Source organism: Yersinia pekkanenii, assembly GCF_001152565.1.
In the GTDB taxonomy this organism is placed as follows: Bacteria; Pseudomonadota; Gammaproteobacteria; order Enterobacterales; family Enterobacteriaceae; genus Yersinia; species Yersinia pekkanenii.
The window spans coordinates 1-354 of the sequence record NZ_CQAZ01000232.1 but is presented as its reverse complement, the minus strand read 5'-3'; the positions used below and the strand labels follow the sequence as shown (position 1 = coordinate 354).

Here is a 354-nt window from a genome sequence, read left to right as displayed (position 1 = left end):
GCTAGACAAAATCGCGCTAGAAAATGGCATAAGAAATTCCGTGAAAGCCTGAGGGGTAACAGCTGATGAATAACATCGAAGAGCTGAAGTATGCATATCACAATGTCGAATTAACAGCTCATAACATGCGCGGAAAGCCAGAAGAATATCGAGTTGTAACTGGATTTTGTTCGGTCAATGTTGTTGAAATTCAGGCTCAAAAAATCCAAGCACTGATAACGCAACTGGAAGCGGCACAACAGCGTATCGATGAGCTGGAAATATACCAGAAGGAAGAGAACGCTGCCAATCGGGTATTGAGCGCTGAGTTATCAGCGGCAAACGAGAAGCTGAGTAAGCCTGTAAAATTGCCAA

At 43.8% G+C, this 354-nt stretch carries 1 protein-coding gene; it reads left to right on the top strand.

The window, feature by feature from the left end:
- Positions 1-65: 65 nt before the first annotated feature.
- Positions 66-354: hypothetical protein (locus AEP37_RS24110; protein WP_049615710.1), on the top strand; the 289-nt coding region annotated here is incomplete at its 3' end.